The sequence below is a fragment of the Vibrio sp. 2033 genome (assembly GCF_033339735.1).
On sequence record NZ_JAWOVC010000859.1, the window covers coordinates 1 to 514 of the forward strand.

The 514-nt window shown below is 49.0% G+C and carries 1 protein-coding gene; it reads left to right on the plus strand.

Annotated features, from left to right (window positions below; translation table 11 throughout):
- On the plus strand, positions 1-514 hold a 514-nt coding region (locus tag R7P74_RS29495), incomplete at both ends, for a tripartite tricarboxylate transporter permease (protein WP_318124305.1).

The window sequence follows — 514 nt, forward strand, 5'->3', positions numbered from 1 at the left end:
TTACTTATGGTTTAGAGCCTTCATCGGGCCTCATCTTGATGGCGGGTGTTTACTACGGCGCCGTATTTGGTGGTTCAACCTCTTCAATTTTGATCAACGCACCGGGTTGTTCTTCAACGGTCGTAACCGCGTTTGACGGTTACCCAATGGCGCAAAAAGGTCAAGCGGGTAAAGCACTAGCATTAGCCGCTTACTCCTCTTTTACTGGCGGCACACTTTCGGCCATCATGCTGCTCGTGGCTGCGCCAGCCTTGGCTAACGTGTCATTAAGCTTTCAATCTTCTGATTACTTTGCATTGATGTTGCTCGGCTTGTCTGCCGTTGCGGCTTTTGCTGGTAAAGGTCAGGTCATTAAAGCGTGGATGATGACCATTCTTGGCTTGATGCTGTCGACAGTCGGTATCGATAAAGGCGTTGGTGTCGAGCGTTTCACCTTTGGTTTAACCGATTTGATGGACGGCTTTAGCTTCCTTCTTCTTGCAATGGCGACGTTTGCTTTGGGCGAAACCTTAAT